Raw genomic sequence first — 25986 nt, 5'->3', positions numbered from 1 at the left:
TGGTGCATTCTAACCAATACATAGACATGATCTGTTAAGGAGATACTTCATGATCGAAAAGGGACGTTTGACTGTTAGACAGCTCGCTTCACTTATGTTCCTGTGCACCATCGGGGAGCAAATTCTCGTCTTCCCTTCCATGATCACATCCTATGCTCATCAGGATGCCTGGTTATCAGCCTTGTTGGGAGTCGCAGGGGGCCTTGGAATACTCTTCATTATGCTTGTTGCCTACAGAACGCATCCCCGGCTGAATCTGATTCAAAATGCCCTTCGAACATTGGGACCCTGGATCGGGACATTGTTTGGTTCTTTTTATATTTTTTATTTCCTAATCAGCACCTCAACGTTCATTAGGGAGATTGGCGATTTTATGTCTACCCAGATCTTGCCGGAATCTCCATTAATGATCCTTCATTTGGTTTTTATGTGTGCACTTGTCTGGGGGCTTTTTTCCGGTCTGGAGAGCATTGGTAAGACTGCTGAGGTCTTTCTTCCTCTGATCGTATTGTTTCTGCTTTTTCTGACGGTATTTCTAATCCCCCATATACGTATAGCTAACATCCAACCTGTGCTTGCACAAGGCTTTCTTGATCCATTCAAAGGTTTTGTTGCTGTACTCACCTATCCTTACTGCGAGTTGTGCATCTTCATGATGCTCTTTCCCTACACGAAAGATGAGCCCCATCTGCAAAAGGACATTCTGTTCGCTGGCATGATTGGTGGATTGTTACTCACATTGACGCTAAGCATGTGTCTGTTCGTTATGGGACCATGGATGACGCAGCATCACTGGTTCGCTTCATTCAACCTTTCACAGAAGATCAATATCGGAAACTTTATGCAACGCGTCGAAGCCTTCATAACATCGGTCTGGATTATTGCTGTTTTTTTCAAAGCCGCTCTGTTCTTCTACGGTTTTATCCTGGGCGTCGCTCACCTGTTTCACTTGTCCAGTCACCGTTCTCTGATCCTGCCGGGTTCCATGCTTATTCTCGCCATGTCTATTCTAATCGCTCCGAACGAGACCTTTTATCTCAAGGTCATCATTCCCTATTGGATTGATTGGGATCTGACCTGTGGTATTGCACTTCCGTTACTGCTCATTCTGGTGCATCATATGAAGTCCCGCTTCCAAAAAATATAACAAAATTCTGAATGAACCTGCGCCGGATCATTAGGGCGAGGAAGGAGTTCCCCATGTTCAAACCGCTGATTCCGTTCGAACCCATCTCCAGGGATACCTTGCCCACAGGACCTCAATGGATTGCACAAATCAAGTGGGATGGAGTCCGTATGCTTGCTTATGAGGACGGGCATGAGCTTCGCCTGGTGAATCGCAGGTTACATGATCGAACCGCACAGTATCCCGAGTTGGTCACACCACGTAATTTATGTTCAGGAGCATCCTATATCTTGGATGGAGAAGTAATTGCACTGGACCCGGACACCGGCAAACCTTCGTTTTATCACGTTCTGCGGCGGGATCGCATGAGCAGACCGGAAGGCATCGCCCAAGCCATACATCAGATTCCGGTCACGTATATGGTATTTGATATCCTGTTCTATGAGGGACAATGGGTGACGGATCAGCCTTTGGCAGATCGACAGCGCCTGTTGCACGAGGTTCTTAACAGCGCTCCCCATGTTCAGGAGGTTACCAATACACTTGATGCCGCATCCCTGCTTACGGTCATGAGACAGCATCAGATGGAAGGCATCGTCTGCAAGGATCTCACCAGCACTTATGGCATACAGGGTAAGGATCAGCGCTGGCAGAAGGTCAAAATCATGCATGATGTATATGCCATGATCGGGGGTGTCACGTACCGAAGCGGTATTGTGAACGCCATCGCGGTTGGCGTATATGATGGGCCTAACTTTGTCTATATTGGTCATGTCGGGACAGGCAAGCTGAACTCCAATACTTGGCGTGAACTTACCCATCAGGTTGAGCCTCTGATTAGGCAGGACCGACCGTTCCATAATGTACCCGAACGCAGTGCGGAAACCACCTGGGTAGAACCACGAATAGGTGTCAAAGTGCAATATATGGAACTGACGCATCATCGCACACTACGCCATCCCAGTATTCAGACCTTCGCAGAGGTAACCCGTGAGGATTGCCTGGCGAATCAGCTTCTTCAATGAATGAGTTCGTATATAGATTACGTATAGGAGGTGTTCGGTGTGGCCCCTAAGATTCAAGGAACCATCATAATAGAAGGCACAGAGCTAACCGTTACGAACCCGGACAAGCTGTTATGGCCGGAAGCAGGTGTCACCAAAGCAATCTATCTGCAAAAGCTGGCAGCTTTAGCTCCATACCTGCTCACATATACAAGCAATCGACTATTAACCACCATAAGATACCCCCATGGGGCGGGAGGGACATTTTTCTACCAAAAGAATGCCCCCGAACCCGTCCCGGATTATGTTCGGACTGAAGTACACGATGGCATCCGTTATGTGGTAATGAATGGACTGCCTGAATTATTGTGGCTCGGCAACCTGGCTGCACTTGAATTCCATCCTTCTCTTCATGCTGTCGGAAGCCTGCTGCCCTGTGAATGGATGATTGATCTGGACCCCTCTCAGGAACATGAGCCACGGATCATGCAGGCTGCACTCATCGTTGGAGAAACCTTGACTTCCCTTGGTCTGAGGTCCATTCCCAAAACTTCAGGGGCAACCGGAGTTCAGATTATCGTTCCTATTGTGCAAGGTGTTACCTTTGATGAATTGCGGGATATCGGTTATTTTGTTGGCAAATATGTCACGCAGAAGCACCCCGATCTGTTCACACTGGAACGACTCAAAAAGGATCGTGGAGACCGCATATATTTTGACTACCTCCAGCATTATGGTGGCAAGACCCTTGCGGCCCCCTATACACCTCGTGCCAAATCAGGAGCCACCGTATCTACGCCACTTACCTGGGATGAGGTTCGAAACAACGTCTCCATCCAGGATTACCATCTGATGAACATTGTGGAGCGCCTGAATGATATCGGAGATTTGATCGCAGCCGTCGAGCCGCAACCGGTTGAACTCATTCTCAAGCATTTGAAGAAAAAATAGCCGACCCCCTTATCACAAGGGAGTCGGCTATTATCATATATGCGTGGATAAATCGCTAATGGATACCTTTTTTCTTGAAACGTCCGCCCTTCACGTCGTGAATGTTACCGATCGCCACAAAAGCTTGCGGGTCCCAATCTTCAACGATGGACTTGAGTTTGGCTTCTTCCAAGCGGGTAATGACAACAAAGATGATCTTTTTCTCGTCGCCGCTGAATCCACCCTCGCCATCCAGGAAAGTTACACCACGACCAAGACGGTCTGTCAGGGCTGAACCGATATCACGATACTTCTCACTAATGATCCATACCGATTTGGACTGATCCAGTCCCTCATTCACGATATCAATCATCTTCATCGCAATATAATATGCAATCATGGAATACAGGGCATTCGGCCAACCGAATACAAATCCTGCACCTGCGAAAATAAATACGTTAATGAACAATACAATCTGTCCTACAGACAACGGTGACTTCTCACTAAGCAGGATAGCCACAATCTCCGTACCGTCCAGTGAACCGCCAGACCGAATAACGAGTCCAACACCCACACCCAGAATCAATCCGCCAAAAACTGCTCCCAGCAAAGGCTCACCCGGTGTTAATGCAGGAACATGGTGCAATAACGAAGTCCCGATGGACATGACCACGATCCCCAGCAATGTGGATAACGCAAATGTTTTACCAATCTGCTTGTAACCCAGAATCAGGAACGGCAAGTTGAGCAAGGTCAGGAATACGCCGAGTGGCAGATGTGTAAGCTCTGACACCATAATTGAAATCCCCGTAATCCCACCATCAATAACACCATTCGGTACGAGAAATACTTCAAGCGATACAGCCATTAGTGCAGCACCGATCAGAATCATCACAATACGTTGCAGCAGCTTTAAAGTAAACACCGAGCTTTTGACCCCGCGGTCAGCTTGCTTGGCTGTTAGTTCTTTCACCGTTACATTGGACATGGTATCCCCCCCGTTAAATCAGTGTGTGAATCCATTTTATAAATCATTTAAATACTCAGGGTGAATCGACATATAGAAAACAGCAAACTGCGTTCTACATGTACCCTGGCCATACAAGCACAAGCATCTAAAGGCGATATAAAATGGATTCAAAATGTTCTTCATCCCGGTTTGTACTTTCAAAAGAGAGCAAAAGGGAGCCTGTTTTCCCGCAGACTCCCCTCCTTCGCCAAGACATGATTTATATATCTATTATATCATAAAAGATCAAATTTGCGCAAAATACTAAGCAAAAAGAAGATAAATTCACAAAAAGTGAACTTATCTTCAGAAATCTGTCCTAAATCGGCTAAAGAAGCGGAGAAAGCATCCGAGAAAGCATTTCTGCGCCTTTTTGTCCCCGTGAACGCTTCTGAAATACCTTCCCATCGATCTGACTGCATTCCCCGAGATCACGTTCAAAGTCATTCATCAAACGCTGAATCGCAGAGGATTCGAACAGGACCGCCGTCAACTCGAAATTGCAGAAAAAACTGCGCATATCCATGTTGGCTGTTCCGACTGTAGCGAGCAACTCATCTACAATCATCACTTTGGCATGTACAAAACCTTTGCGATATTGGAAAAACTGCACACCTGCTCGCAACAGTTCCTCCACATAAGAAAGTGACGCCAGGTGTACGAGTTTTGAATCGGATTGATACGGAATGATAATTCTCACATCGACGCCACTGACTGCAGCTGTTTTGAGCGCCTCATATAGTGCGGGATCAGGTATAAAATAAGGTGTGGTAATATAGATCCGTTCACAAGCTACCGAAATGGCCCCAAAACACATCTCCTGAATCGCATCCCAGTCCTGATCCGGTCCGCTAGCCAATATCTGAATTCGCTCTTCCCCGCTACAGATATGTGGAGGAAATAATTCTGCAAGCTGGGGTTCGGTAATTCGCTCACCAGCAGCCAGTTTCCAGTCATTAAGGAACGTACTTTGCAGAAAGTATACAGCGTCTCCCTCAATCTGCACATGTGTATCCCGCCAGAAACCTACCTCTGGATATTGTCCAAGATAATCATCACCTACGTTAATACCGCCCACAAAGCCAACCCGTCCATCCACAACAACAATTTTGCGGTGGTTCCGGTAGTTCACTCTGCGGTCAATCGTAGCGATCAGCGGTGGGAGAAAATAATGGAATTCCACACCAGCATCCTGAAGTTTGCGGATAAAGCTTCCACTCATCTTGTGGCTGCCGAGACCGTCGCAGATAAACCGAACCTTCACTCCCTCTTGCGCCTTACGAATCATGACATCCTGAAACATGGTGCTGATGACATCATCACGAAAAATATAAAATTCCACATGAAGATGGTGCTTTGCTTTTTTCATTTCTCTCAGCATTGCCGCAAATGCCTCTTCACCATTGGTGAGTACCGTACTGTGGTTACAACCCGTGATCGGGCTCTCCGACAGATGGGTTAACAGGTTAAACAATCGATGTTGATGGCTGAAACGATCGCCAGGCATCTGTTCAACATCCCCGATGATGTGGGCTTGTTTCCAGATCGTTTCCTTCATTTCACGGAAGATTCGCGATCCACCCTTGCGGAGTTTTTTTCGTTTGTTATAATCCTGCGCCACGAAATAATACACTACAAAACCGATCAAAGGCACGCAGAACAAAATAAACAGCCAAGCCACAGCTTTAGCCGGATTCCGAAATTCCAGCAAAAGAATCGTGGCTGCCTGAAAAATAAATACGACTAATATAATGACCAGCCAGAACATTCGGCTTCCTCCTTAGGTGGCAAGCTTCATGACCTTGCCGTTCTCTCACTTACACAGCTTTGACGATTATGCATACAGCTAATCATAGATACCCAATGTAGCCCCTATTCGTAACGTTTGCTTAGATAAAACTTTACATAAGCAGACCGCATACTTGATTCTGGTAATCGGAATATCTCATCACAGGTTGTATATTATGACTGTGTTACCTTCTACATATCAGATTAATCATGATACAGAACCGCATTGCAGCGCCAATTTGCTCATCGTCCCTTCCAGACTCTTCCTCCTTTCTTCATGAGAAGGTGGTCTTCTTACGTAAAATTAGATATAATACTCGTTAAAAACTTATTACTTAAAGGAGAACAGTAGTGAATGGACAGTGAGAGGTATGCGTTAAATTTAATATTGGTTGCGTTTTTGATAGGACTTTCGGCGTTTTTTGTTGCAGTGGAGTTCGCTCTGGTACGGGTTCGTCCAAGCCGGATCGACCAAATGATTGCAGAAGGAAACAAGCGTGCGCTGGCTGTGAAACAAGCCGTTGCCAATCTGGATGGATATTTGTCCGCCTGCCAGCTCGGCATCACGATTACCTCTCTGGGACTGGGCTGGTTGGGTGAACCGACGGTAGAGAAGATTCTCCACCCTGTGTTCGAAAGCTTGCAAATTCCTGAGGCCGTTTCTTCATTCTTATCATTTGTTATTGCGTTTGCTTCCATCACGTATCTGCATGTTGTGGTTGGTGAACTTGCTCCAAAAACGATTGCAATCCGCAAAGCAGAAACTGTAGCCCTGCTGACGTCTACACCTATCATCTGGTTTAACCGAATTATGTATCCTTTTATCTGGCTGTTAAACGGCTCAGCGAACCAACTGGTGAAACTGTTCGGAATCAAACCTGCTTCCGAGCACGAAGATGCTCACTCTGAAGAAGAGTTGCAGATCATTATTAATGAAAGCTTCGAAAACGGTAAAATAAACCAAGCCGAGTTCGGTTATGTAAGCCGGATTTTTGCTTTTGATGAGATGTTAGCCAAAGAAATCATGGTACCCCGGACCGATATGGTCTGCCTTTATGTAAATAGAACGAATGAGGAAAACCTGGAGATTATTCGTGAAGAACAGTATACCCGTTTTCCAGTAGTTAATGAGAGCAAAGACGATATTATCGGTATCATTAATACGAAGCAATTCTTCCTGGAACTATACGGAAATGATGAGCCTGTCGATCTGTCTTCTCTGATTCAGCCTGTATCCGCTGTTCATGAAACAACTCCTGTAAAGGACTTGCTCAAGAAAATGCAGAAGGATGGCGTGCACATCGCCGTGCTGGTGGATGAATATGGAGGAACATCCGGAATTGTAACCATTGAAGATGTGCTTGAACAGATTGTCGGTGAGATCCGCGATGAGTTCGACGCAGACGAAGTGGAAGATATTCAGGTCATCAATGAGAACTATGTCATTATGGATGGCAAGGTTTCCTTATCGAAGGTGAACGACATGTTTATGTCCAGCCTGGATGCAGATGAGTGGGACACCATTGGTGGATGGCTCTACAGTCATCGTCCCGAGATGAACGAACAGGAAGAATATGAGTTCGAGAATCTTACTTTTGTTTTGCTGGAAAAAGACAAGAATCGGTTCTACAAAGTGGCCATTGTCCCCAAGGAACCATTGACGATGTCTGATTATACCGATGAAGACGACAAAGAGTCCAATCGGGTTAAATAAAGCACATTCATAAACAAAGAAGAGGAGCAGCTGCCTGCATTGGCAAGTGCTCCTCTTTTATATTATTTTAGGCTCAATATGTTACTCTTCTCCATGTCATTTTAATACCCAATTCGCTATATCATCGATAATGGCTTTGGAGACATTAGACGGCTCAGTGTACTCTTGACCAATCGAAAGTCCATCATATCTGGATAAAAGATGATTTACCTTTGGATAGCTATTGTACGTTACATTGGAATGACCTTGAAGAACCGATTTCCAGGTTTGGAACTGATCCATAGACACTTGCACATCGTTTTCGCCTTGTATAACAAGCATAGGAGTATTTTGCGTTTTAGCCAATTCCGCAGGCACATAATCTCTCTGCTCAAACCACCAATAAGCAGGTTGAAGTGGAAATGCCTCAGGAAGATGATCTATAGAGTATTGAGGATCTTTGACGATCGCAGCAGCATTTTTATAAAAAGCAGCTTGTTCTTTGATGATCTTCGTGTCTAAACCTAGCCGCTCCATCCGGTCTACCAATTCGTCCTGCTGCTCGATAAGCACATCCGCAAAGCTGCTACTTGGCGCAGCAAGCAGAATGCTTCCTGCAAGATCATGCTGCTTATCGTCAGCAATAATCAACGGTACTGCAAACCCGCCTTGACTATGTCCAGCCACAAAAATGGCTGTAGAATCAATATTTGAATTCTTTTTAAGCAAATCTACTGCATCGGCTACCTGATCTACACTTTCTTGTTTTAACGTGAATTTAGGCTGTGAAGCGACCTTATAGGTATGCTCATACGTGACCTTATCGTGTCTTAATACGGCAACGCCTTGTGAAGCTAAACCTACCGCAAGATCACGGAATGGCTTCGCCCCACCAATGGCAGCGTCTCGATTGCTAGGCCCAGAACCGTGTACCAGAATGACAACCGGGAAAGGTCCCTCTCCTTTGGGCAATGTTAATGTTCCTGGTAAAGCTAAATCGCCCTGACCCACCGTTATGTCTTGTTCTATGTACGCAGATGGGTCGTCATAGCTTGGTTTTTGATACACATCTGGAGTAGCGGCGGCAATATGCAAGTCATCCACAAGTCCATTATCATTCATTCTGACCGTAATATTAATACGAGTAAGCTCTGTCTTGAACGTGTAGGTGACATTGCGATGCACGGTGTTATTTTCTACGTGTTTAGCTATGGCTTTATTTGTGATTTTACCATTTTGTCCTTCTAATGCTGTCCATAACTGGCTCAACAACGCAGGAGACAACACTCCACTCACAGAGCTATGAACATACTTCGCAGCTTCCTTGCCATTGCCCTCACTTATAAGTGAAATGAACCGATCCTCAGGTGATGTATTCAGAGTCTCATTAAGAAATCCTTCATCCATGAAGGTAACCCCTTTCGTTAACCGAACAGGATTGCTTATGGGTACGACTTGCCCATTCACTATCGCCTGTTTCTCCCCTACCTTAACTACAATGATAAGTTCATTTTTGCGTATCGTGATCTGTCCTGTTTTTTGTTGCCAAGATACCTCTGCACCATTCTGTTCTGCAATCTCACGAATAGGAACCAGATTTTCATTCCCAGCGTGTTCTTCAGCAGCTGCTGAGATCGATGTCACTGGCAAGATGAGACATACGAAACTAAGAGACAGGAGTAGCTTTTTCCAATTGGTCATGGTCATGTTTCCTCCAAATCATTTTTATAATATGCATAGTCTATGAGCCTTTATTGGCTCAGAACTCTGCTTAAAACAACAATAGCAATAATGAGTAACACTAGGACCCAAGATAGTGGACGAGCAAAGTTAATCGTCCAGCCTATGCCATAACGTTTTTCTACGGTAAAAGAAGGATCATTGGCATTGAAGTAAATAAAGCCAAGCTTCCAATAATCATCGTCATTCACAGGCTGCTCCTTGGACCGTTCGCGATCTTCCTGATGATTCCTAATTTTCCCACCGCCTTGTCTGCCTGTGAGAGACAACAAAATAGCACCTAATAAGATCCCCACTGAGGTGATCAGACTAATCGCTGTTAACAAGACCTGATTAGGAACGAACATATTTATCTGAATGAAGGCAAATAAGATGGTAAGAAGCAAGCCTGTTATGATCGTAAATAGAGACCACTTACGGCGGAATCGGATATGATCAGCAGCAAATTGGGCAGGATTAGATGGAGCAAGCTGTTGTTTGCTTGTTTTAATACTCCAGTTCACCAACATCATCAGTGCAATGATACCTAGCTGTACAAGGTTAATAGCCAGTACCGAAAGATAGGTTTTGGGCACACTGGAAGTGACATTGCCCTGAAGATCATATTTCATCGGAATGACGTTAGGCAGTGCGTTATAATTCAAGATTGTAATGAACGCAATGGCTACAATAATAGCTATGTGAACGAGAAACCAATAGTTGGAATAGGTGAGTTTATTTTGGCGGAAGGTAGTGTCGATTTTAACCCTTTGAGGTGCTTCTACAGTTGTAAGTGTTTCTTTTATCTTTTTCATCTTGAAATGAAATACTATGTGTAGTGCGGACCAGTACACAATGAATATCATGGTGCAAACACCGGTGATCATTGCGGTAGACTCTTCATTGGCAGATCGGAGTACATACAGACAGGCAAGAACAATCAGCCCGTTTCCGATCAGACTTACTGTGGCAAACGTTCTCCGGAGCTTACGTAAGACTGGTGTGTAGTAATTATATTGACTTACCGTAACCCCAAAGCTGATGGTTTCCCTTGTTACATAAGGTGCAAAGGATAAAAGTAAGGCTAATGGAGCAAAGATTAAAATGATAGGCAATATACTAAATAGTTGCATACATAACACACTCCCTTGATTCTTTATTCTTTGTTGTGACCCATCTTTACATCATCATACATTTGGTCTAATACCGCAGACAGTTCCTCTTTGGTCATTCCGCGACATATTGCTTCGGCAATAATCGGTCTTAATTCTCTTTGCTGCTTTTTCAAAAAATCATCCGTTAAATTAGGCATTCCATCAGGGTTTACCACAACGCCCTTTTGTCTATGAACCAGAATGTACCCGTCTTGCTTGAGTATTGTATAAGCCTTGTTGACTGTATGAAGGTTAACACCAATATCTGCGGCCAAATTCCGAACCGAAGGTAACGCCTCACCTAGCTGTAACTCGCCACTGGCAATGCCTTCAATAATTTGATAAACGAGTTGCGAATATATGGGAAGTTCAGATTGCATATCCAGTTGAATAATCAAGGGTTCACCTTCTTTTTTGTTATCTGTTATATATCAAGTATAACAGCTATAACATAAGTGAGCAATAAAAATGAAAATAAAAAAATAAAGCCGCATATCCATCGTGAGTGCCAACTTACCTGACCCATCACCATTGATATGCGGCTTATCCTATTGAGCTTATTCTATGTGATTCAAAATAACCTTAGTGTTATCCTATGACAGCGGGATATTTAGAATGCTCTTCAAAGTTCAGTCTTATCTTCGACAATCCGATAATGGATTTTGCGAACGATAATTTTCAGAATCATATACAGCGGAATAACGATAATCATGCCCAGGATATTCCCCAGATCGGCACCCACGAGCAATAGAATAACGGTAGTGAGAGGATGAATATCAAGCTGTTTGCCATAAACGTAAGGTGAGATCAGGTTATCCTGAATTTGCTGTGCGATCACAATAATCACCAGTGACCAGATCGCCATCGAAGGGGATTCAATAAACGCGACAATGACAACCGGAATAGCTGCCAGCAATGCACCCACATAAGGGATGAAGTTCAGAATAATCGACACAACAGTCAACAGCAATGCATACGGCAGACCCAAGATAAGAAAACCGATGTACATCAGAATGCCCAGAGCAACATTAACAATGACCCTGCCAACAATATAGTTGCTTAGTGCTTCATCGATCTCATGGACGGTTTCTTCTCCATCCTTCCGATAATGCCTTGGCAACAATAAGGTCAGATTCGTTCCAAACTTGCTGCCTTCCTTGAGCATGTAATACAGCATGATTGGGAATGTCGCCAGAATGATAACCAGATTCGATACTACGGAGAATAACCCGGAGACGTAATCGGTAACCTGCGTGATCCCTTGGCTCAGAACATCGGATAATCGTGAGAATAGATTGGAATCATCAGGCAGGTATCTGGATACAAAATTGCTCTTTTCAAGTGCATTCAACTGTTCGCTGAGCGAAGTAACCAATGCTGGAGCATTCTCCACAAAATTCAGCAGCTGCTCTCTCAGTGAAGGCCATACCAGGACACTAAAACCTGCAATCATCAATGCAGTCACGACATAAATGATCAGAACTGACAATGCACGCTTAATTTTGTGCCTTTCCATATAATCGACGAGCGGTCTCAGCAGATAATAGAAGAACCCGGCAATCAGCAGCGGAATGATGATGATATGAATCAGTGAGGTCAGGGGGCTGAATATAAAGTTTACTTTATCCCCAAGGTACACAATGAGCAGCAACAAAATAATTGCTGTACATATGCGGTAGAACTTGTTGTTAATCAAGGAACGTGATCCCTCCATGCGCTGCTCGGCCAAAGTGACTGCGGCGTTCATATGTATATCTAGTCATTTACTTATGGTACTAATTACCCTTAAATGACAGTCATGCCACAGGCGATGCTGATTATACACTGTTTTCTTACCGAGACAGCATTGGAGCAAAAAAAAGAAGCAGGCGTTAGCCTGCCACATCTCTTTTGCTGAATACAACCCAGGAAATCACCATGAAAATAACATAATACACTGCCAGGACTGCAATGGAGAAACCAAGTGTCATTCCTGCACTCGGACCACCCATGAGCGCAAAATCCGCTCCCGAGCTCATGTATTTGCTAAGGTCCATATTGTTGAATAGAACATACTTGGCCCACTCATAACGGGCCGGATTAAATATGAGTGAGAAGATACTCTGTGAGAACATAATGAACAGGGATAAGCCAATTGCAAGTGCGCCTGAACGGAATACGGACGACACCATGAAGGCAATCGCAAGTGTAATGAACAGATCAACGTACAAATATCCCCATAAGGTTAGTGCATTGCCACTCCCCGAAGGAGCATCATGCGAGAACAGCAGATAGGACATCCCTGTTGCCATGACAATGACAACCAGAGTACTCAAAATGCTGAAGATGATCACAGTGAGGTACTTGGAAGCCAGAATTTTGCTTCGTGACCATGGACGAATAAGCAGCAGTTTGATTGTTCCCCAAGTAAATTCGCCCGCGACCGCTTCCGCTGCAATCACAACACAGAAGATCGTATTCAGAAAGAATACAATCTGAACAGTGGTTACAGCCGCTTCCCAGAATGGAACACCAGCGGAACCCATTCCTTCTCGCAATAACACGGGCATTAACAGTGAGATCAGCACCAGAATTGATAACATGATCCAGGTACGTGGACGACGGAATATTTTCATATTTTCATTCAATATCAGATTACCGAAACTACCCAATGCCTCCACCCCCAGTGACTTGCAAGAATTGTTCTTCCAGGGTATGAGTCACGTTACGAATACCGTATACCTGAAACCCTTCGCTAACCAGCTTGGCATTGATATCTGGAATCTGCTCACGAGACACCCGTGCCACAAGCACATTGCCCTGTGCAGTAGCACCCTGAATCAGGTTGACAGCGCGTTCTGCATCATTCACTTCAAAAGCAACTTCAATTAATGCATCCGCACCCGTTTCAGCTCGAAGGTTTCTTACATCAATCAACTTGCCGTTCTGGATAATAGCCACCGTATCACACATCAGTTCCATCTCCGACAGCAAATGGCTGGAGACGAAGACCGTAATGCCTTCCGCCTGAGTGAGCTCACGCAAATAGTCTCTCAGTTCCCGTATGCCCTGTGGGTCCAGTCCATTGGTTGGCTCATCCAGTACAAGCAACTTTGGTTTATGTAATATCGCTTGTGCGACACCCAGACGCTGGCGCATGCCCAGTGAGTAGGTTTTGACTTTATCGTGAATACGGGCGGTAAGCCCGACACGCTCAATCGTTTCCGCAATTCGTTCCTTGGTAACTCCAGGTGACATGCGGGCAAAGTGTACGAGATTCTGATACCCGGTCAGAAACTTGTACATCTCCGGATTTTCCACAATGGCTCCTACCTGCGCTACCGCCTGCTCGAACTCATTCTTCACACTGTGTCCCGAGATTAAAATGTCACCCTTACTGATGGACATCAGTCCAACCATCATTCGGATCGTCGTTGTTTTCCCCGCGCCATTAGGTCCTAAAAAACCAAAAACCTGCCCCGGAGAAATATCCAGAGTCAGGTCGCTGACCAATGATCGGGAGGATATGATTTTGCTGACGCCCTGAATCCGGACGACCGGCTCCTGCTGCATTCAATCCCCTCCTTCATGGACGAACATATACATCATGCCCGTTTCTCATATGCACATAGTGTATCATAATCTTTAGTATATTGTCCCGCAAACTGGGATTTCCCCTGACGTTTCGCTTCAACTACACACGCTTCACAGCATCCAAGCGGCATTTCACTCCGGTAGAATCCGGTGCGAAATACGTGATTGCCTCCATTGCCCTCTTCCTTCATTTCGACAGAGCTCCTAGCGACCGACACAATCATCCCACAACTGACACAGTAAAAGCGGCCCGTTTCGATCAATGATATTCCTTCCCCTCACAAGGAGCTTAGAAGTCCTTGTTATTTGTCGTTAGACGCTGAAAATTGATACATTTTGTATCTATCTCGTAATTTACTTGACACCGGGACTGTTGTCAAGGCTTTACAGCCATAAAAACGAGGAAAACACAAAAAAAGCTCCATAAATGCGACAAAAGTCTCGCATTCACAGAGCTTCATGTGAGGTAAATGATACAATTTGGTTCAATGTATAGGTGAATATCATCATGACAGAGTTCCAGTCTCTCTCACAACAATCCCACGATGCCGGATCAGTCACTATTGTCGACATGTGAGGTATCCTTATTCTTCTGATTTGGATAATACCAGAGTAATGTCCACTCATCACCGTCCTCTACCAGATAACAGGTCTGCACAATATCGAATTGGCCGAAGGTACCGGAGTACTTCTGGGTGACACGGATTCTGTAGGCTTCAGAAAATGGCTTAACGCCATCGATCACGGTTACATCGAATTCGCGCTCCGGCTTTTCCATCTCCAGTTCAAAGGTCTCCACGCCAAAATGCTGCATGAATATATGTGCTCGGTTCTGTACATATGCGCTTTTCGGAAACCGCTCTTTCATCAGCGGATGAAAGAGTTCCCACGAACTGCCGAAGTCACCCGTCTGCTCATATTTGTAAAATTCTTCAGCAACAGCTGCAGCTTCATCCGGTGTATCTGCACGAAATACATATGGAATGGTTCTGCCGATTAACCATAGTAACATTAGAATGATCGCAATGAAACCGATCTTCTTAAACAAAGCATTCCTATTCCTTCTTCGCAGCATGTCTCCGCCCTCCTTGTCCTACTCCATACTTATGATGGTTGGAAGACAAGTAGAAGCAGGTTCTGAAGACAGCATTTCCTGGGAAATCACTTATCGTAGATGGAAGCACGCCTTTTCTTTATAATCCTGCGAATAATGGAATGAAGTCCTGCATATATGGCAATTCCACAGCAACCACCGAGCAAATCCACTCCAACATCACGTATCGAGCTTGTCCGGTCCGGGCTGAACTGCTGAATATACTCATCGATAGAGGCTATGACGAACACTACAGCCAGAGCAGACACGATACTGGTCAAAAGGGATGTTCTCCTGTATCGAAGCCCGCCATACACAAGCATGGCAAGCACAGCGTAGACAAATAAGTGCGCACTCTTGCGAAAGATGAACTCTGCAAAATCATACGGCCTCTGTTTCAGTGAATACTCGTACTCCCCGTAAGTGAATTGCACATCGGGAAGCGTAAAACCGATGTGCAATTTTTGAGACCATTTATGAAGCCAAGGCTGAATGTCTTGCTGTTGAGAGGATTGCGTTGACATGGACCAGATGACCAGAATCCAGATCACAATCAACAGCAGAGCAATGAGAAACCCGTACGTTCTTCGTACATGCTTTTGTCTCGCGCGCCCGGAGCCCTCCTCCATCATGTTGATCTTCACCACTTTCATATCTCTCTCGTTATTCTATTGATCCAACATACATGCCTCTGCCATTCGTACCTACATATACCTGACCATAGATTTGACGGTCTGCCGCCATAATTTGCGGCTCATTGCCTAGCCCAATTCCTTCACCTACTGGACCTATATTGTTCCAGGTTACTCCCATATCATCTGAACGGAAGAAACCATGCACGTTATTAACGGTGCCGTATACATAGACGGCTGGAACCAATTTTCCTGGCTTAGCTTTTCCAAAGGCAAATAATTTGGAATTCTGCACGCTCTGGATTTTGGAAAATGTATTTCCCGAGTTCGTCGATGCATATAGTCCATCGGTTCCCAGACTTACCCATACGGCATTCGCCACACCTGGGGCAGCCTCGACTTTAATGAAGCTCGTATTGATATCCGTGTTAACAGGAAGACGAACCGTATTGGCTTTGGACCAGTTCGCACCTGCATCCGTTGAGCGATACATATAACCAGCAGCGTACATATAAAATTTATATCCATTGATGCGATCCGCAGCCAGTGGATGGTTATAGGCGAAGACCATATTTCCCCCAATGGCCTGAAAAGGGGCACCATTCATATTTTGCCACGTTGCGCCACGATTCGTGCTTCTGACCGGATTACCTGTCTGAGGGTAATAAACAATTACATTTGGATTAATGGCAGAATAGGCCACTCGCCCCAGTGTAGAGCCTGCCGGAACATTTACCGGAGTTACTGTAACTCCGTTATTAGAAGAGACAAATAAGCGTGTGGTCGTACCATACCAGTCACTGCTTCCGAGAAATATCATGTAATTCGGATTTGCCTCATGATAGTCAATACTCACAATTTCTCGCATACCTGCGAGCGGAATTTTATTAAGAGGAACATTATTTACATTGTCATGTCTAAATCCGACCTGATCCGTTAACCCACTAAAGAACGATACACCTTGAGGCGGTGTGGATGCAGTGAGTGCAACGACTTCTTCATGACCATCGGTAATGGCTTCCCAAGTACTCGACGTATTGCCAGTCAATCCATTGGTACCATTGATATTTTCCGTCTTGTACACGCCAAACCAGTCTGTAGCGTATACGGTGCCCGGATGAATTGGATCAAACTTGATACTGGATGTTGCTGAGAAAAACATGTTGGGTGTCCACCATGATGGTTTGGATACCAGCGTTTTATTAACTACAGTCCAACTAATTCCGCCGTTTACCGAACGATACAGGGGCAGATTATCTCCGCCTGTACGAACGGCTACCAGGATATGATTATCGTTATTGGGATCGATGGTGATCCCATAGTAAGAAGAGTAACTGGAACTTGGTGTGATATTCGTCCACTGCACACCATTGAACTTATAGACGCCCTGATTATCCGTGGTGACATATAAGGTTCCGTTCTTCGCCACAGTCATACGCGCAGGATATTCGGGACTTCTCCCGGTAAGCTGCCATGTGGTCTGCCCATTGCTTCTAGGTGCTTTGCTATAGACACCAATACCGCGAACTCCCGCATACACAACCTGACCTTGTTTCGTCACCGGATTTAATCCATATGCTACACTCCGTATGCCCTCACCGGCCAACCCGTTTGGTACATCCCACACTTTGCTCCATGTGGCTGCCCCGTCACTGGAGGTATACAATCCATCATATCGTGTACCAACGTGCAGGTAATTGGAATTGGTTGGATTCACAGCGATGCTCTCTCCCATGGCTCGATGGATATTTCCATTCGATTCATTCCGAAGATTAAGTCCGGTTCGAATCCAGGTTTCTCCTCGGTCTGTAGATTTCAGAATATCGCTTGGCCCCACATTCCCGTACTTCCCAGCAGCGATATACACGACATTGGGATTTTGCTGATCCAGCGCAATGCCATCCACACCATACAGATTGCTATCCTCATCTCCAAAATGATCAAGCAGTGGAACCCAATCTCCTGAAGTTACATCCAGTCGGTAGGCTCCCCCCACATCAGTTCGAGCGTAAACCAGATCAGGCTCAGTCGGATGAATGACCACACCTGTAACGTACCCCCCTCCACCAATGGGGATATTTTTCCATTGATAGTCTTGGGCTGATTGAACAACGTTTGTACTTGCGGGTATCATGAGCATATACATTAGTAGCACAATCAGGGATAATTTCAATAGCCTGGAGATACGCATCTGGTTCACCGCCCTATCTGATCATTTTAAATGGCCTTCAATCATCTGATGTATTCTGTCTCGCTCTGACTGTTCCACGATATAGTAATACACGCCGTCTATTTTCTTGCCTGTGCCTTTGATCTCTACAGATTCAATATGATTCAGCACCGGACGATAGTTGGAGAACATCTGCTTCATTTCATCAAAGGTAACGTCGGTTCTCACATGTGCACTGACTTCGTCCAGCAACGTCTCCAGTTGCAACACATTGGATACCTGGACCGTATTCTTCAGCACTTGTTTGATAATCTCCCGCTGGCGGTCATTACGCCCGAGATCTCCCTTTGGATCATCATAACGCATCCGCGAAAATCCCAAAGCAGCTTCACCATCCAGATGAATATTCCCCTGTTCAAACCGGTAACCCTCGTAGTCAAATGCGAACGGGTTATTCACGTCCACTCCACCCACCATGTCGATGACCTGTGCAAAGCCCTCCATATTCACTTTCATGTAGTAATGTATGGGAATGTCAAGCATTTGTTCCACCGTTTGCACAGACATGTTAACGCCCCCAAAGGCATAGGCATGGTTGATCTTATCCTCCGTACCATGCCCAACGATACTAGTTCGGGTATCCCGGGGGATGTTAAACATAAGTACCGATTGTTTCGCAGGATTAACACTCAATACAATCATGGTGTCGGAGCGACCCCGATCATTCGAACGCTCATCCACACCCAGAATCAAAGCATTGAAAGGTTCCTCATTCTCCATGTCCACGGGGAAATCTCCCCCGCCCCTCTGGTCGACAATAGATACCTGCTTGATGGGCTCCCGGGGTTCATACATCTGATCTGCCGCTGATTTAACATGCAGATACAGATACACAGAATATCCAATCATAACGACTGCAACAAGGGAAATGGCACCTATTGTTATTTTAATCCCGCGTCTCATGTTATGGCCTCCGTCAGATAACTGCTGTTTTTCTTCCATCGATATTGGTTAGACCTGGACGACCGACGGAGTAGTATTGAAAGGGGGTGTCTTGAATCTGTTCTTCTCCATAAATATTTCTTCCATCAATCAGAATGGGCTGATTCATATGTGCTGCCAAATCGGTCAGATTAACCTCCATGAACTCTTTCCATTCGGTCAGAACACAGAGTGCATCAGCGCCCTCCGCTGCGTTCATCGCACGATCCTCCCACGTAATGGATGAAGAATCCACCTCTTTGCGGAAGTTCTCAGTAGCAATGGGGTCGTACGCCCGAATGACTGCTCCTTGCTCAAGCAAACGCTGAATGATCTCAATTGCCGGAGCATCCCGAACATCATCCGTATCCGGCTTGAAGGCGAGCCCCCAGATCGCAATCTCTTTCCCTTCAAGCGAGCCCAACGCGTCTTCCAGTTTGCGAATGACGTTGAAGCGTTGATCCTTGTTCACTTCCACCACCGACTTCAACAGTTTGAAGTCATAATCCACATTACCTGCAATTTGAATCAGAGCTTGTGTATCCTTAGGGAAACAGGACCCTCCGTAACCAATGCCTGCCTTGAGGAAGGAAGCACCGATTCGTCTGTCATATCCCATCCCCTCAGCAACGCGGCTGACATCTGCGCCTACTTTTTCACAGATGTTAGAAATTTCATTGATAAAGGAGATCTTGGTTGCCAGAAATGCGTTGGATGCATATTTAATCATTTCGGCTGAGCGAATATCCGTGACAATAATCTGATCGGTTAATGGCTGATGCAGCTCTTTCAAGGTGGCAATTGCCCGATCGCTATGTGTGCCAATGACTATCCGGTCAGGATACAGTGTGTCCTGCACAGCGGTACCTTCACGCAGGAACTCTGGTACCGATGCCATGTCAAATGGATGATTCGTCAAACTGCTGATCCATTCCTGAATACGATCGTTAGTTCCGACAGGAACAGTGCTTTTAGTCATTATTATTTTATAATTATCCATATGAGAACCAATTTCTCGTGCAACAAGCTCAATATAACTCAGATTCGCTTCGCCATTAGGCAGGGATGGTGTTCCTACAGCGATGATAATAATATCCGAACGACTGATGGCATCCTGAATGTTCGTCGTGAAGGACAGCCTACCCGCTTTCATATTGGCATTCATAATGTCCTTGAGACCCGGTTCATAGATCGGAACCTGACCATCCGTCAACAAATTCACTTTTTCCACATTATTGTCGACACAGATCACGTTATTTCCCAGTTCCGAAAAGCATACGCCTGATACCAAACCCACATACCCTGTGCCAATCACCGTAATATTCATTCCATAATCTCCCCCATGTCCTAATGTGTTGGTTACGCGTGCTTCACATATGTCTGAACAATGTCCTGCCATTCGGTAGACACTCTAACGATATCTTCCTCGATCAACTGGCTTCCGATCTGTACTTCGATGATCTCCAGTTCCGTAACGGCTCTGACGGAATGAAGCATGCTCCGGTCAATGACCACCGTATCTCCCTGCCCGATCATTCGGCTCTGCCCATCCAGAATCAATTCGCCTGTTCCCGATATAACCGTCCACACCTCATTGCGAAGCAAATGGTATTGATAACTCAGATTTTTCCCGGCACTGATGCAGATTCGTTTGGTAAGAACCTCACCACCAGCTTCGTTTCTGGTGTAATCCAGAACCCGGTAGCAACCCCACCTACGCTCCTCATACATGGGACGTTGATCCTCGTTCCTCAAGATTTCCTTGATGCGTGGACTTGCCTCTTTGTCACTGACCAGAATGCCATCTGGACTTACGGCCACCACCACATTCGACAAGCCCAATATGGCAACCGGAATGTTCAGTTCATTGACCAGATGTGTGTTCAGGGAATCGCCTGTAATCCACCCTTTTCCTACCACCGAAGTTCCCATCTCTTCCGTGAGTGTGTTCCATGTGCCTAGATCTTTCCAAAATCCGTTATACGGAATAGCGATAATCTGATTCGCCTTCTCGACAACCTGGTAATCAAAACTGATCTTGTTCAATCTTCCGTATTGCTTCAGCATCTCGTCGTACTGGATCGGCAGTTCCATCTCAATCAGCAGATTGATCAAATAACCCAGCTTAAAAGCAAAAACCCCGCAATTCCATAAGGCGGCCTGCTCCATCATAAGGACCGCATCGGATTCGCAGGGTTTCTCCTGGAACTTCGCTACATTGACGTATTCATCGTTATTTTCACTGGAAGATCGGGATTGCGGAATGATGTATCCGTACTTCTCTGACGGATAGGTCGGCACAACTCCCATTAAGGCCAGATCGGCACCTGACTTATCGAGTATCTCCGGCAAGGTTGCCAGCACTTCGAAGAATTCTTTTTCAACAAAAGGATCCACCGGCAACACTGCAATCGTCTCATTCAAACTCACACTCTCTACGGAATAAAGATAGGAGGCTGCCAGCGCAATTGCAGGAAACGTATCTCTCCGTTCTGGCTCCACGACCAGTCTCACATCATCTCCCAACTGAGAAGTCAGAATCTCGACCTGTGGCAAACTGGTTGCGATCAGCGCCTGTGATGCAAGTCCGGCATGATTCAACTGTCGCCATACCCGCTGTACCATGGATTCCGGACTTCCCCCCGGCCCATGGAGCACTTTAAGAAACTGCTTGGATCTGGAATCATTGGATAACGGCCAGAGTCGCTTGCCAGAACCACCGGATAACAGAATACTTCTCATAGGGCTGCACCATCTGACAGTACGACCGAACTCGCTCCCTTGCCGGTCTCGGTCTGCTTGGTATATGTGCTGGTCTGATTGGATTCGAGTCTGCCTGCTGGGTTGCTCTTGGTCCAGGCTGCATAATAATTCGAGTTCTTGCCATATGAATTATCCAGCAGGATATTCGGTTGATCCAGGAGACAGGCCAGAATGTGTCCATGCAGACGGGATGTCGTAATGGTTTGGTACTTATTGAATTCCTTAATGGCCGTATGTACCATCCGATCAGAGTATTTGTACCACAACCAGCGGGCGAAAGAGCTGCCTTTCCCTGACTTCAACCGGGATGTAATCATGCGAATGATTTTCCGGTCCACCCGGTTGTACAATGTCTCCCAGTCTTTAAACGTGGCTTTAGGTCCACTGACGGATTCGTAATGCACCTGATTCTGAGTCTTCTCAATGTCTTTACGGAAGAAATACAACATCTCTGCATTGGGCTTGCTCTTGGACTTCAGAGGCCACAATTGATGCGCCATATCGGGAGACAGATAAACATTTGTTTGTTGAAATTCTTTACTGGCTATCTCATAAGATAAGGTATCCCGGACAAAAAAGTGCACATCCTTATGACGATTGAATACTTGGGCTGTTTTTTTCAATTCAATATCACTTTTGTAAAACATCGTCTGAGGCAGAATGACAATCCGATGATTCGGATGCTGGGCAATCATTCGTTCTCTCAATTTCTGATGAGCAGGGTACAGGTCACCAAAATTACCTCCCCCATGCAACACAATTGTGATACCTTCCGGTACCTTGAGAGACAAAGGGCAATCCAGAATGCTGTATCTGGCACGTACTTGAATATCATTGTCCCGGAAGAAAGCCTCAGTCCCTTTCATAATCAACAAGTCGCCACCATTGCTATGCACCGGGTAATCCAAATAATAGATTTCGGTACGGGGTGGAATGACCTTCAAAATCTGACGTAAATGTCCCTTCAACTCTTCCATTGGATGAATATTGTTAGTGCCCAGCATCTCCATCTCCTCCTTGGGTGACTCTTCTTCTTTTTTTGTTTAACCGTTCATAGAGAAACGGCAGATCTTCCTTGTCATAGAACATGGCGGCGAACTTCACCTTGAATACAATCTTCATCGCGGCCACAGTGACTACCATTCGTACAATGGACCCGATCAATAAAGCAATCGCAATACCGTTGAGCCCCCATAGCGGGGTGAACACGAAGAACAAGGCCACCGTCACCGAGAGTGCAATGAGCTGTCTGATCATCACAAGCCCTGGTCGTCCAAGCGCATTAAATGCGGATGCCAGAATCCATGAACCACCACCAATGATGCATTCCACAGCCAAAATATAAAATGCGACGCTCGCTTCCAGGAATTCGGAGCCAAACAGAAGACCCATCAGGTAGTTCCCCACAAACATGGTAGGAATTACGATGATCATCATGACCATGAGCGATATGCGGAAGGCTCTGCCAACCGTTCGAATAATCTGCTCTTGAGGCAATCCGGTCACTTTTGGGAAAACCACATTGCTAATCGCCGTCTGAACGGCATTATAGATTCGGGATAAGGCAAATACGACAGAATACAGTCCAAAATCACGCGGGGTGAGCAAAGCCAAAATAATGATTTTATCGAACTGGGTATACAGCGTTCCTAACAATTCAACGCCATACACCCTGCTGCCATAACCAAAAAGCTTCTTGGCTGAGCTCCGGTCCACCCGATCCTTGAACCATCTCAGTCTCAATTCATTACGGTTGGCATAGATGGCCCACGCCACCACGGAGAAGCTGGTTACAAAATAGATCGCAGCCGCGAGCTGAATGCTCAGCATGCCCAGGCCCCATAACACAAAAAGCCCACCTACATTAAACAGGGGGATCATTAACCGGATGCCATTATATACAGCAAATTTCTCCCGACTCTGCGAGAGGGCTGATATGAGATTGATGACAATAAGTACAGGAACCGTAGCAATCGTATACCATCTGGAGATCTGCACGACCTCCGGCGGAAAGCTGGAGAGCCAGAAAGGCAATCCAAACCAGGCCACAACACCAATGATGATGCACACTGGAACTTGAAAAAGAAAACTTAATCGAACATACTGTGCACTCTTCTCGGTTGCACTCTGTTTGATGTTATAGATGATAGACGTGGGTAGTCCGAATCCGACCAATCCGGTTAAGAGCGCAGGCCAGAACAGGATGGCCGAGAACGCGCCCTTTCCCTCTACGCCGAACATGCGTGACGTCAAAATGGAAGACAGCATCGTCAGTGTCATGACCAGCAGATTGGTTCCACTTGTCTGAAATATGGCACTCATTAAGCCATTTCCTCTGAATACTTTGCGAAGTGCAACTTGCGCCATAGCGATCCTCATCCCTTACTGTTTTGACGAAGCGACCCAACAATCATGCCGTTTCGGTAACATACTTTGGCAAGCTGACGTGTGAACCGATCTGCATTATAGATGTAGATCAGAGAAGTTGTTATCCCCTGTGCCAGCTTGATGCCATGTTTGGCCGTACGCACAACACCACGATCCTGATCACGAATGGCATCACTCACACCCTGCCAATAGATTCGGCGCAGAAACCAGTTCTTCGTCGTTCGCTCTTTGGCTACTTTATGTTGTACTGCCCCATACGGCGTGTAATATACCTTGAACTTTGTCCGTATTCTTGCAATTAACTCACTCTCTTCACTGGAGAGAAGATTGTTTCCCACTCTTCCAAGGTCTTCACGGAAGGGAGCCAGTTGATCAAAGACGGATAACCGAAAAGCCACATTCGCACCAAATGGAATATAGGGGCTTTTCATTTCAGTGACTTCATCTGCAAAATCCAGAATGGTGAACAGTGACCTATTCTCGGGTGGAATCCACATCGGTTCTGGCACTTCCCAGATCGGATCAATCTTGCCACCGACACATCCGATATCTTCGCTCATCTCAAACACACTAACGATCTGGCGAATCCAATCCCTGCAAGCAAAGGCATCATCGTCAAGAAACAGGATATACTCGCCGCGCGCCTCGTGAATGGCCCGGTTACGGGCTACAGACAAGCCTTGCTTTTCTTCCAACACATACCGGATCGAATGGGTCTCATGCTGCAAGATCGTTTGAAGCACGATTTCCCGTGTGTTATCTTTCGAATTATTATCAATCAGTATGATCTCATAGTCGCTGCTTGCGTAATTCTGTTGTATTGCACTTCGTATCGCCTCTACCGCATCATGTGCACGGTTATACGTACAGATCGCGACGGTTACCTTCATCATTTCATCCCCATATTGTTCAATTAGGTCCACCCTCTCATCTGCACTAACTGGAGTACAGGGTAAGTGTCCTTTGGGCAATCACTGGCCAATCCAGCCGCTCTAACGCTTTGACAAAACCACTGCCTTCCTGAAACTCCGATTGTTTTAAACGGATCATATTCATCGCTTTAAGCAATCCATCCGGATCGGAAGGTTCATAGAGTACCGCACAATCATCGGGCAGGTATTCCTCCAACAAGCCAATCCGTGGTGCCACCACCGGTTTACAGAAGGTCAAAGCCAGAATTGCACTACCAGAAGTTGCAATTTGCTTGTATGGCAGAATGATGGAATCGACCGCATCAAAATAGTCCGAATATTCATCATCTTCAATAAAATGAAAATGGGTATGAATATGACCGCTCTCGAGGAATTCTTCACCGAGATCGTAGTCCTTCACTTTTTTACCGGCAATCAACAAATGGGCCTGGTCCGAATCCAGTTCCTTGAATGCCTCCAGCAAATCATCCACGCCCTTGTAGGGTGACACCTGACCGAAGAACGCGTACACATAACTATCCTCCGGGATGCCAAACCGGGAGCGAATATTCACGCCTTTTCCCTGATACACGCCCTTGTAATGTCCATGCGGAATAACCTCGATCCGGCTGGGATCAATCCCGAACGTCGAACAGATCTCAGAGATCAGGGGTTTGCCCATGACAATCAGCTTGGAGCAGTTTCGGACCAGTATTTTTCTCATCCAATAATCGAAGCGCGTCTTACCGCTGTTGTGAGGCCAGATATTGTGCACCGTCCAAAACAACTTGACACCGCGCACACGCGCAAAACAAATCATCAATACATATAGAATGGATTTGATCACGGTTGACAGCACGGATGAACCTCTGTAATAGAAGCTGGGCCAATGAAAATGCAGCACATCATTTTTTCTCAGTTTGATTAGATCTTTTTTGGTAAACTGTTTTACTTCCCATCCCTTGTTCTCAATGGAATCGGATAACAGCTCATTAAATTTATTGTTCTCAATCATCTTAGGCAGCATATACACCGTCGGATTTTCCATCCAG

Annotated in this window: 23 protein-coding genes; 4 read left to right on the top strand and 19 right to left on the bottom strand. The window is 45.7% G+C overall.

The annotated features are described in order from the left end of the window. Nucleotides 1-49 precede the first annotated feature (49 nt). The 3 genes from MKZ12_RS06515 to ligD are packed head-to-tail and all read left to right on the top strand — an operon-like array spanning nucleotide 50 to nucleotide 3081. Nucleotides 50-1147, top strand: coding sequence for an endospore germination permease (locus MKZ12_RS06515; protein WP_339240305.1), 1098 nt, complete (start codon nucleotides 50-52; stop codon nucleotides 1145-1147). A gap of 53 nt (nucleotides 1148-1200) precedes the next feature. Continuing rightward, nucleotides 1201-2151 carry a DNA ligase gene (locus tag MKZ12_RS06510; protein WP_339259436.1) on the top strand — a complete coding sequence of 317 codons (951 nt, stop codon included), beginning with the start codon at nucleotides 1201-1203 and terminating at the stop codon, nucleotides 2149-2151. Between the two features lie 39 nt (nucleotides 2152-2190). Then, nucleotides 2191-3081 (top strand): non-homologous end-joining DNA ligase, encoded by an 891-nt coding sequence (gene ligD / locus MKZ12_RS06505; RefSeq protein ID WP_339259435.1) that lies wholly within the window; start codon nucleotides 2191-2193, stop codon nucleotides 3079-3081. 55 nt (nucleotides 3082-3136) lie between these two features. On the opposite strand, the gene MKZ12_RS06500 is transcribed toward ligD, so the two are convergent. Next, nucleotides 3137-4048 (bottom strand): YitT family protein, encoded by a 912-nt coding sequence (locus MKZ12_RS06500; protein ID WP_278296378.1) that lies wholly within the window; start codon nucleotides 4046-4048, stop codon nucleotides 3137-3139. Between the two features lie 349 nt (nucleotides 4049-4397). Continuing rightward, entirely contained in the window at nucleotides 4398-5837 is a 1440-nt protein-coding gene (gene cls / locus MKZ12_RS06495; protein WP_339259433.1) for a cardiolipin synthase, read from the bottom strand. A gap of 375 nt (nucleotides 5838-6212) precedes the next feature. Between cls and MKZ12_RS06490 the strand changes: the two genes are divergently transcribed. Continuing rightward, complete coding sequence (locus MKZ12_RS06490; protein ID WP_339240298.1) at nucleotides 6213-7571, top strand: hemolysin family protein; 1359 nt, start codon at nucleotides 6213-6215, stop codon at nucleotides 7569-7571. Nucleotides 7572-7667: 96 nt separating this feature from the next. Here MKZ12_RS06490 and MKZ12_RS06485 read toward each other — a convergent pair whose 3' ends face one another. The 17 genes from MKZ12_RS06485 to MKZ12_RS06405 form a co-directional block, all read right to left on the bottom strand. Beyond that, nucleotides 7668-9251, bottom strand: a complete 1584-nt coding sequence (locus tag MKZ12_RS06485; protein ID WP_339259431.1) for an alpha/beta fold hydrolase — start codon at nucleotides 9249-9251, stop codon at nucleotides 7668-7670. Between the two features lie 50 nt (nucleotides 9252-9301). Beyond that, on the bottom strand, nucleotides 9302-10402 hold the full coding sequence (locus tag MKZ12_RS06480) for a DUF5808 domain-containing protein (RefSeq protein WP_339259429.1): 1101 nt from the start codon (nucleotides 10400-10402) through the stop codon (nucleotides 9302-9304). A gap of 23 nt (nucleotides 10403-10425) precedes the next feature. Beyond that, nucleotides 10426-10821 (bottom strand): GntR family transcriptional regulator, encoded by a 396-nt coding sequence (locus MKZ12_RS06475; RefSeq protein ID WP_339240294.1) that lies wholly within the window; start codon nucleotides 10819-10821, stop codon nucleotides 10426-10428. 224 nt (nucleotides 10822-11045) lie between these two features. Continuing rightward, nucleotides 11046-12119, bottom strand: a complete 1074-nt coding sequence (locus MKZ12_RS06470) for an AI-2E family transporter (RefSeq protein ID WP_339240293.1) — start codon at nucleotides 12117-12119, stop codon at nucleotides 11046-11048. Nucleotides 12120-12294: 175 nt separating this feature from the next. Next, complete coding sequence (locus MKZ12_RS06465; RefSeq protein ID WP_339240291.1) at nucleotides 12295-13074, bottom strand: DUF2705 family protein; 780 nt, start codon at nucleotides 13072-13074, stop codon at nucleotides 12295-12297. Then, the gene (locus tag MKZ12_RS06460) at nucleotides 13067-13975 is read right to left on the bottom strand and encodes an ABC transporter ATP-binding protein (protein WP_339240290.1); all 909 of its coding nucleotides are present in this window, start codon (nucleotides 13973-13975) and stop codon (nucleotides 13067-13069) included. The genes MKZ12_RS06465 and MKZ12_RS06460 overlap by 8 nt, the downstream gene beginning before the upstream one ends. Before the next feature lie 32 nt (nucleotides 13976-14007). Next, nucleotides 14008-14187 (bottom strand): hypothetical protein, encoded by a 180-nt coding sequence (locus tag MKZ12_RS06455; RefSeq protein ID WP_036668929.1) that lies wholly within the window; start codon nucleotides 14185-14187, stop codon nucleotides 14008-14010. Nucleotides 14188-14549: 362 nt separating this feature from the next. Next, the gene (locus MKZ12_RS06450; protein ID WP_339259427.1) at nucleotides 14550-15071 is read right to left on the bottom strand and encodes a hypothetical protein; all 522 of its coding nucleotides are present in this window, start codon (nucleotides 15069-15071) and stop codon (nucleotides 14550-14552) included. Between the two features lie 86 nt (nucleotides 15072-15157). Beyond that, the gene (locus tag MKZ12_RS06445; protein ID WP_339259425.1) at nucleotides 15158-15742 is read right to left on the bottom strand and encodes a VanZ family protein; all 585 of its coding nucleotides are present in this window, start codon (nucleotides 15740-15742) and stop codon (nucleotides 15158-15160) included. A gap of 10 nt (nucleotides 15743-15752) precedes the next feature. Next, nucleotides 15753-17912 carry a hypothetical protein gene (locus MKZ12_RS06440; protein ID WP_339259423.1) on the bottom strand — a complete coding sequence of 720 codons (2160 nt, stop codon included), beginning with the start codon at nucleotides 17910-17912 and terminating at the stop codon, nucleotides 15753-15755. 21 nt (nucleotides 17913-17933) lie between these two features. Beyond that, nucleotides 17934-18854: an LCP family protein gene (locus MKZ12_RS06435; protein WP_339259421.1), complete on the bottom strand. Its 921-nt coding sequence runs from the start codon at nucleotides 18852-18854 to the stop codon at nucleotides 17934-17936. A 13-nt stretch (nucleotides 18855-18867) separates the two neighbouring features. Next, the gene (locus tag MKZ12_RS06430; RefSeq protein ID WP_339259419.1) at nucleotides 18868-20199 is read right to left on the bottom strand and encodes a UDP-glucose/GDP-mannose dehydrogenase family protein; all 1332 of its coding nucleotides are present in this window, start codon (nucleotides 20197-20199) and stop codon (nucleotides 18868-18870) included. A 32-nt stretch (nucleotides 20200-20231) separates the two neighbouring features. Next, nucleotides 20232-21614 carry a sugar phosphate nucleotidyltransferase gene (locus MKZ12_RS06425; protein ID WP_339259417.1) on the bottom strand — a complete coding sequence of 461 codons (1383 nt, stop codon included), beginning with the start codon at nucleotides 21612-21614 and terminating at the stop codon, nucleotides 20232-20234. After that, nucleotides 21611-22639: a polysaccharide pyruvyl transferase family protein gene (locus tag MKZ12_RS06420; protein ID WP_339240282.1), complete on the bottom strand. Its 1029-nt coding sequence runs from the start codon at nucleotides 22637-22639 to the stop codon at nucleotides 21611-21613. Before MKZ12_RS06420 ends, MKZ12_RS06425 begins: the two co-directional genes overlap by 4 nt. Next, complete coding sequence (locus tag MKZ12_RS06415) at nucleotides 22626-24002, bottom strand: oligosaccharide flippase family protein (protein ID WP_339240280.1); 1377 nt, start codon at nucleotides 24000-24002, stop codon at nucleotides 22626-22628. The genes MKZ12_RS06420 and MKZ12_RS06415 overlap by 14 nt, the downstream gene beginning before the upstream one ends. An 8-nt stretch (nucleotides 24003-24010) precedes the next feature. Further along, a complete protein-coding gene (locus MKZ12_RS06410) occupies nucleotides 24011-24916 on the bottom strand; it encodes a glycosyltransferase (RefSeq protein ID WP_339259415.1) in 906 nt (301 codons plus the stop codon). A 43-nt stretch (nucleotides 24917-24959) separates the two neighbouring features. Then, entirely contained in the window at nucleotides 24960-25982 is a 1023-nt protein-coding gene (locus tag MKZ12_RS06405) for a glycosyltransferase (RefSeq protein ID WP_339259413.1), read from the bottom strand. Between the last annotated feature and the right edge of the window lie 4 nt (nucleotides 25983-25986).

It is taken from the genome of Paenibacillus sp. FSL R5-0713, from assembly GCF_037973325.1.
Lineage (GTDB): Bacteria > Bacillota > Bacilli > Paenibacillales > Paenibacillaceae > Paenibacillus.
The sequence above is the reverse complement of the archived record's forward strand: the minus strand, read 5'-3'. Positions and strand labels throughout refer to the sequence as shown.

Excerpts from the sequence above, each read along its gene's own strand:
- MKZ12_RS06515 (WP_339240305.1), top strand. The coding sequence starts at position 50 with ATGATCGAAAAGGGACGTTTGACTGTTAGACAGCTCGCTTCACTTATG.
- MKZ12_RS06510 (WP_339259436.1), top strand. The coding sequence starts at position 1,201 with ATGTTCAAACCGCTGATTCCGTTCGAACCCATCTCCAGGGATACCTTG.
- MKZ12_RS06500 (WP_278296378.1), bottom strand. The coding sequence starts at position 4,048 with ATGTCCAATGTAACGGTGAAAGAACTAACAGCCAAGCAAGCTGACCGC.
- cls (WP_339259433.1), bottom strand. The coding sequence starts at position 5,837 with ATGTTCTGGCTGGTCATTATATTAGTCGTATTTATTTTTCAGGCAGCC.
- MKZ12_RS06490 (WP_339240298.1), top strand. The coding sequence starts at position 6,213 with ATGGACAGTGAGAGGTATGCGTTAAATTTAATATTGGTTGCGTTTTTG.
- MKZ12_RS06485 (WP_339259431.1), bottom strand. The coding sequence starts at position 9,251 with ATGACCAATTGGAAAAAGCTACTCCTGTCTCTTAGTTTCGTATGTCTC.
- MKZ12_RS06480 (WP_339259429.1), bottom strand. The coding sequence starts at position 10,402 with ATGCAACTATTTAGTATATTGCCTATCATTTTAATCTTTGCTCCATTA.
- MKZ12_RS06460 (WP_339240290.1), bottom strand. The coding sequence starts at position 13,975 with ATGCAGCAGGAGCCGGTCGTCCGGATTCAGGGCGTCAGCAAAATCATA.
- MKZ12_RS06455 (WP_036668929.1), bottom strand. The coding sequence starts at position 14,187 with ATGAAGGAAGAGGGCAATGGAGGCAATCACGTATTTCGCACCGGATTC.
- MKZ12_RS06450 (WP_339259427.1), bottom strand. The coding sequence starts at position 15,071 with ATGCTGCGAAGAAGGAATAGGAATGCTTTGTTTAAGAAGATCGGTTTC.
- MKZ12_RS06445 (WP_339259425.1), bottom strand. The coding sequence starts at position 15,742 with ATGAAAGTGGTGAAGATCAACATGATGGAGGAGGGCTCCGGGCGCGCG.
- MKZ12_RS06440 (WP_339259423.1), bottom strand. The coding sequence starts at position 17,912 with ATGCGTATCTCCAGGCTATTGAAATTATCCCTGATTGTGCTACTAATG.
- MKZ12_RS06435 (WP_339259421.1), bottom strand. The coding sequence starts at position 18,854 with ATGAGACGCGGGATTAAAATAACAATAGGTGCCATTTCCCTTGTTGCA.
- MKZ12_RS06430 (WP_339259419.1), bottom strand. The coding sequence starts at position 20,199 with ATGAATATTACGGTGATTGGCACAGGGTATGTGGGTTTGGTATCAGGC.
- MKZ12_RS06425 (WP_339259417.1), bottom strand. The coding sequence starts at position 21,614 with ATGAGAAGTATTCTGTTATCCGGTGGTTCTGGCAAGCGACTCTGGCCG.
- MKZ12_RS06420 (WP_339240282.1), bottom strand. The coding sequence starts at position 22,639 with ATGCTGGGCACTAACAATATTCATCCAATGGAAGAGTTGAAGGGACAT.
- MKZ12_RS06415 (WP_339240280.1), bottom strand. The coding sequence starts at position 24,002 with ATGGCGCAAGTTGCACTTCGCAAAGTATTCAGAGGAAATGGCTTAATG.
- MKZ12_RS06410 (WP_339259415.1), bottom strand. The coding sequence starts at position 24,916 with ATGATGAAGGTAACCGTCGCGATCTGTACGTATAACCGTGCACATGAT.
- MKZ12_RS06405 (WP_339259413.1), bottom strand. The coding sequence starts at position 25,982 with ATGGAAAATCCGACGGTGTATATGCTGCCTAAGATGATTGAGAACAAT.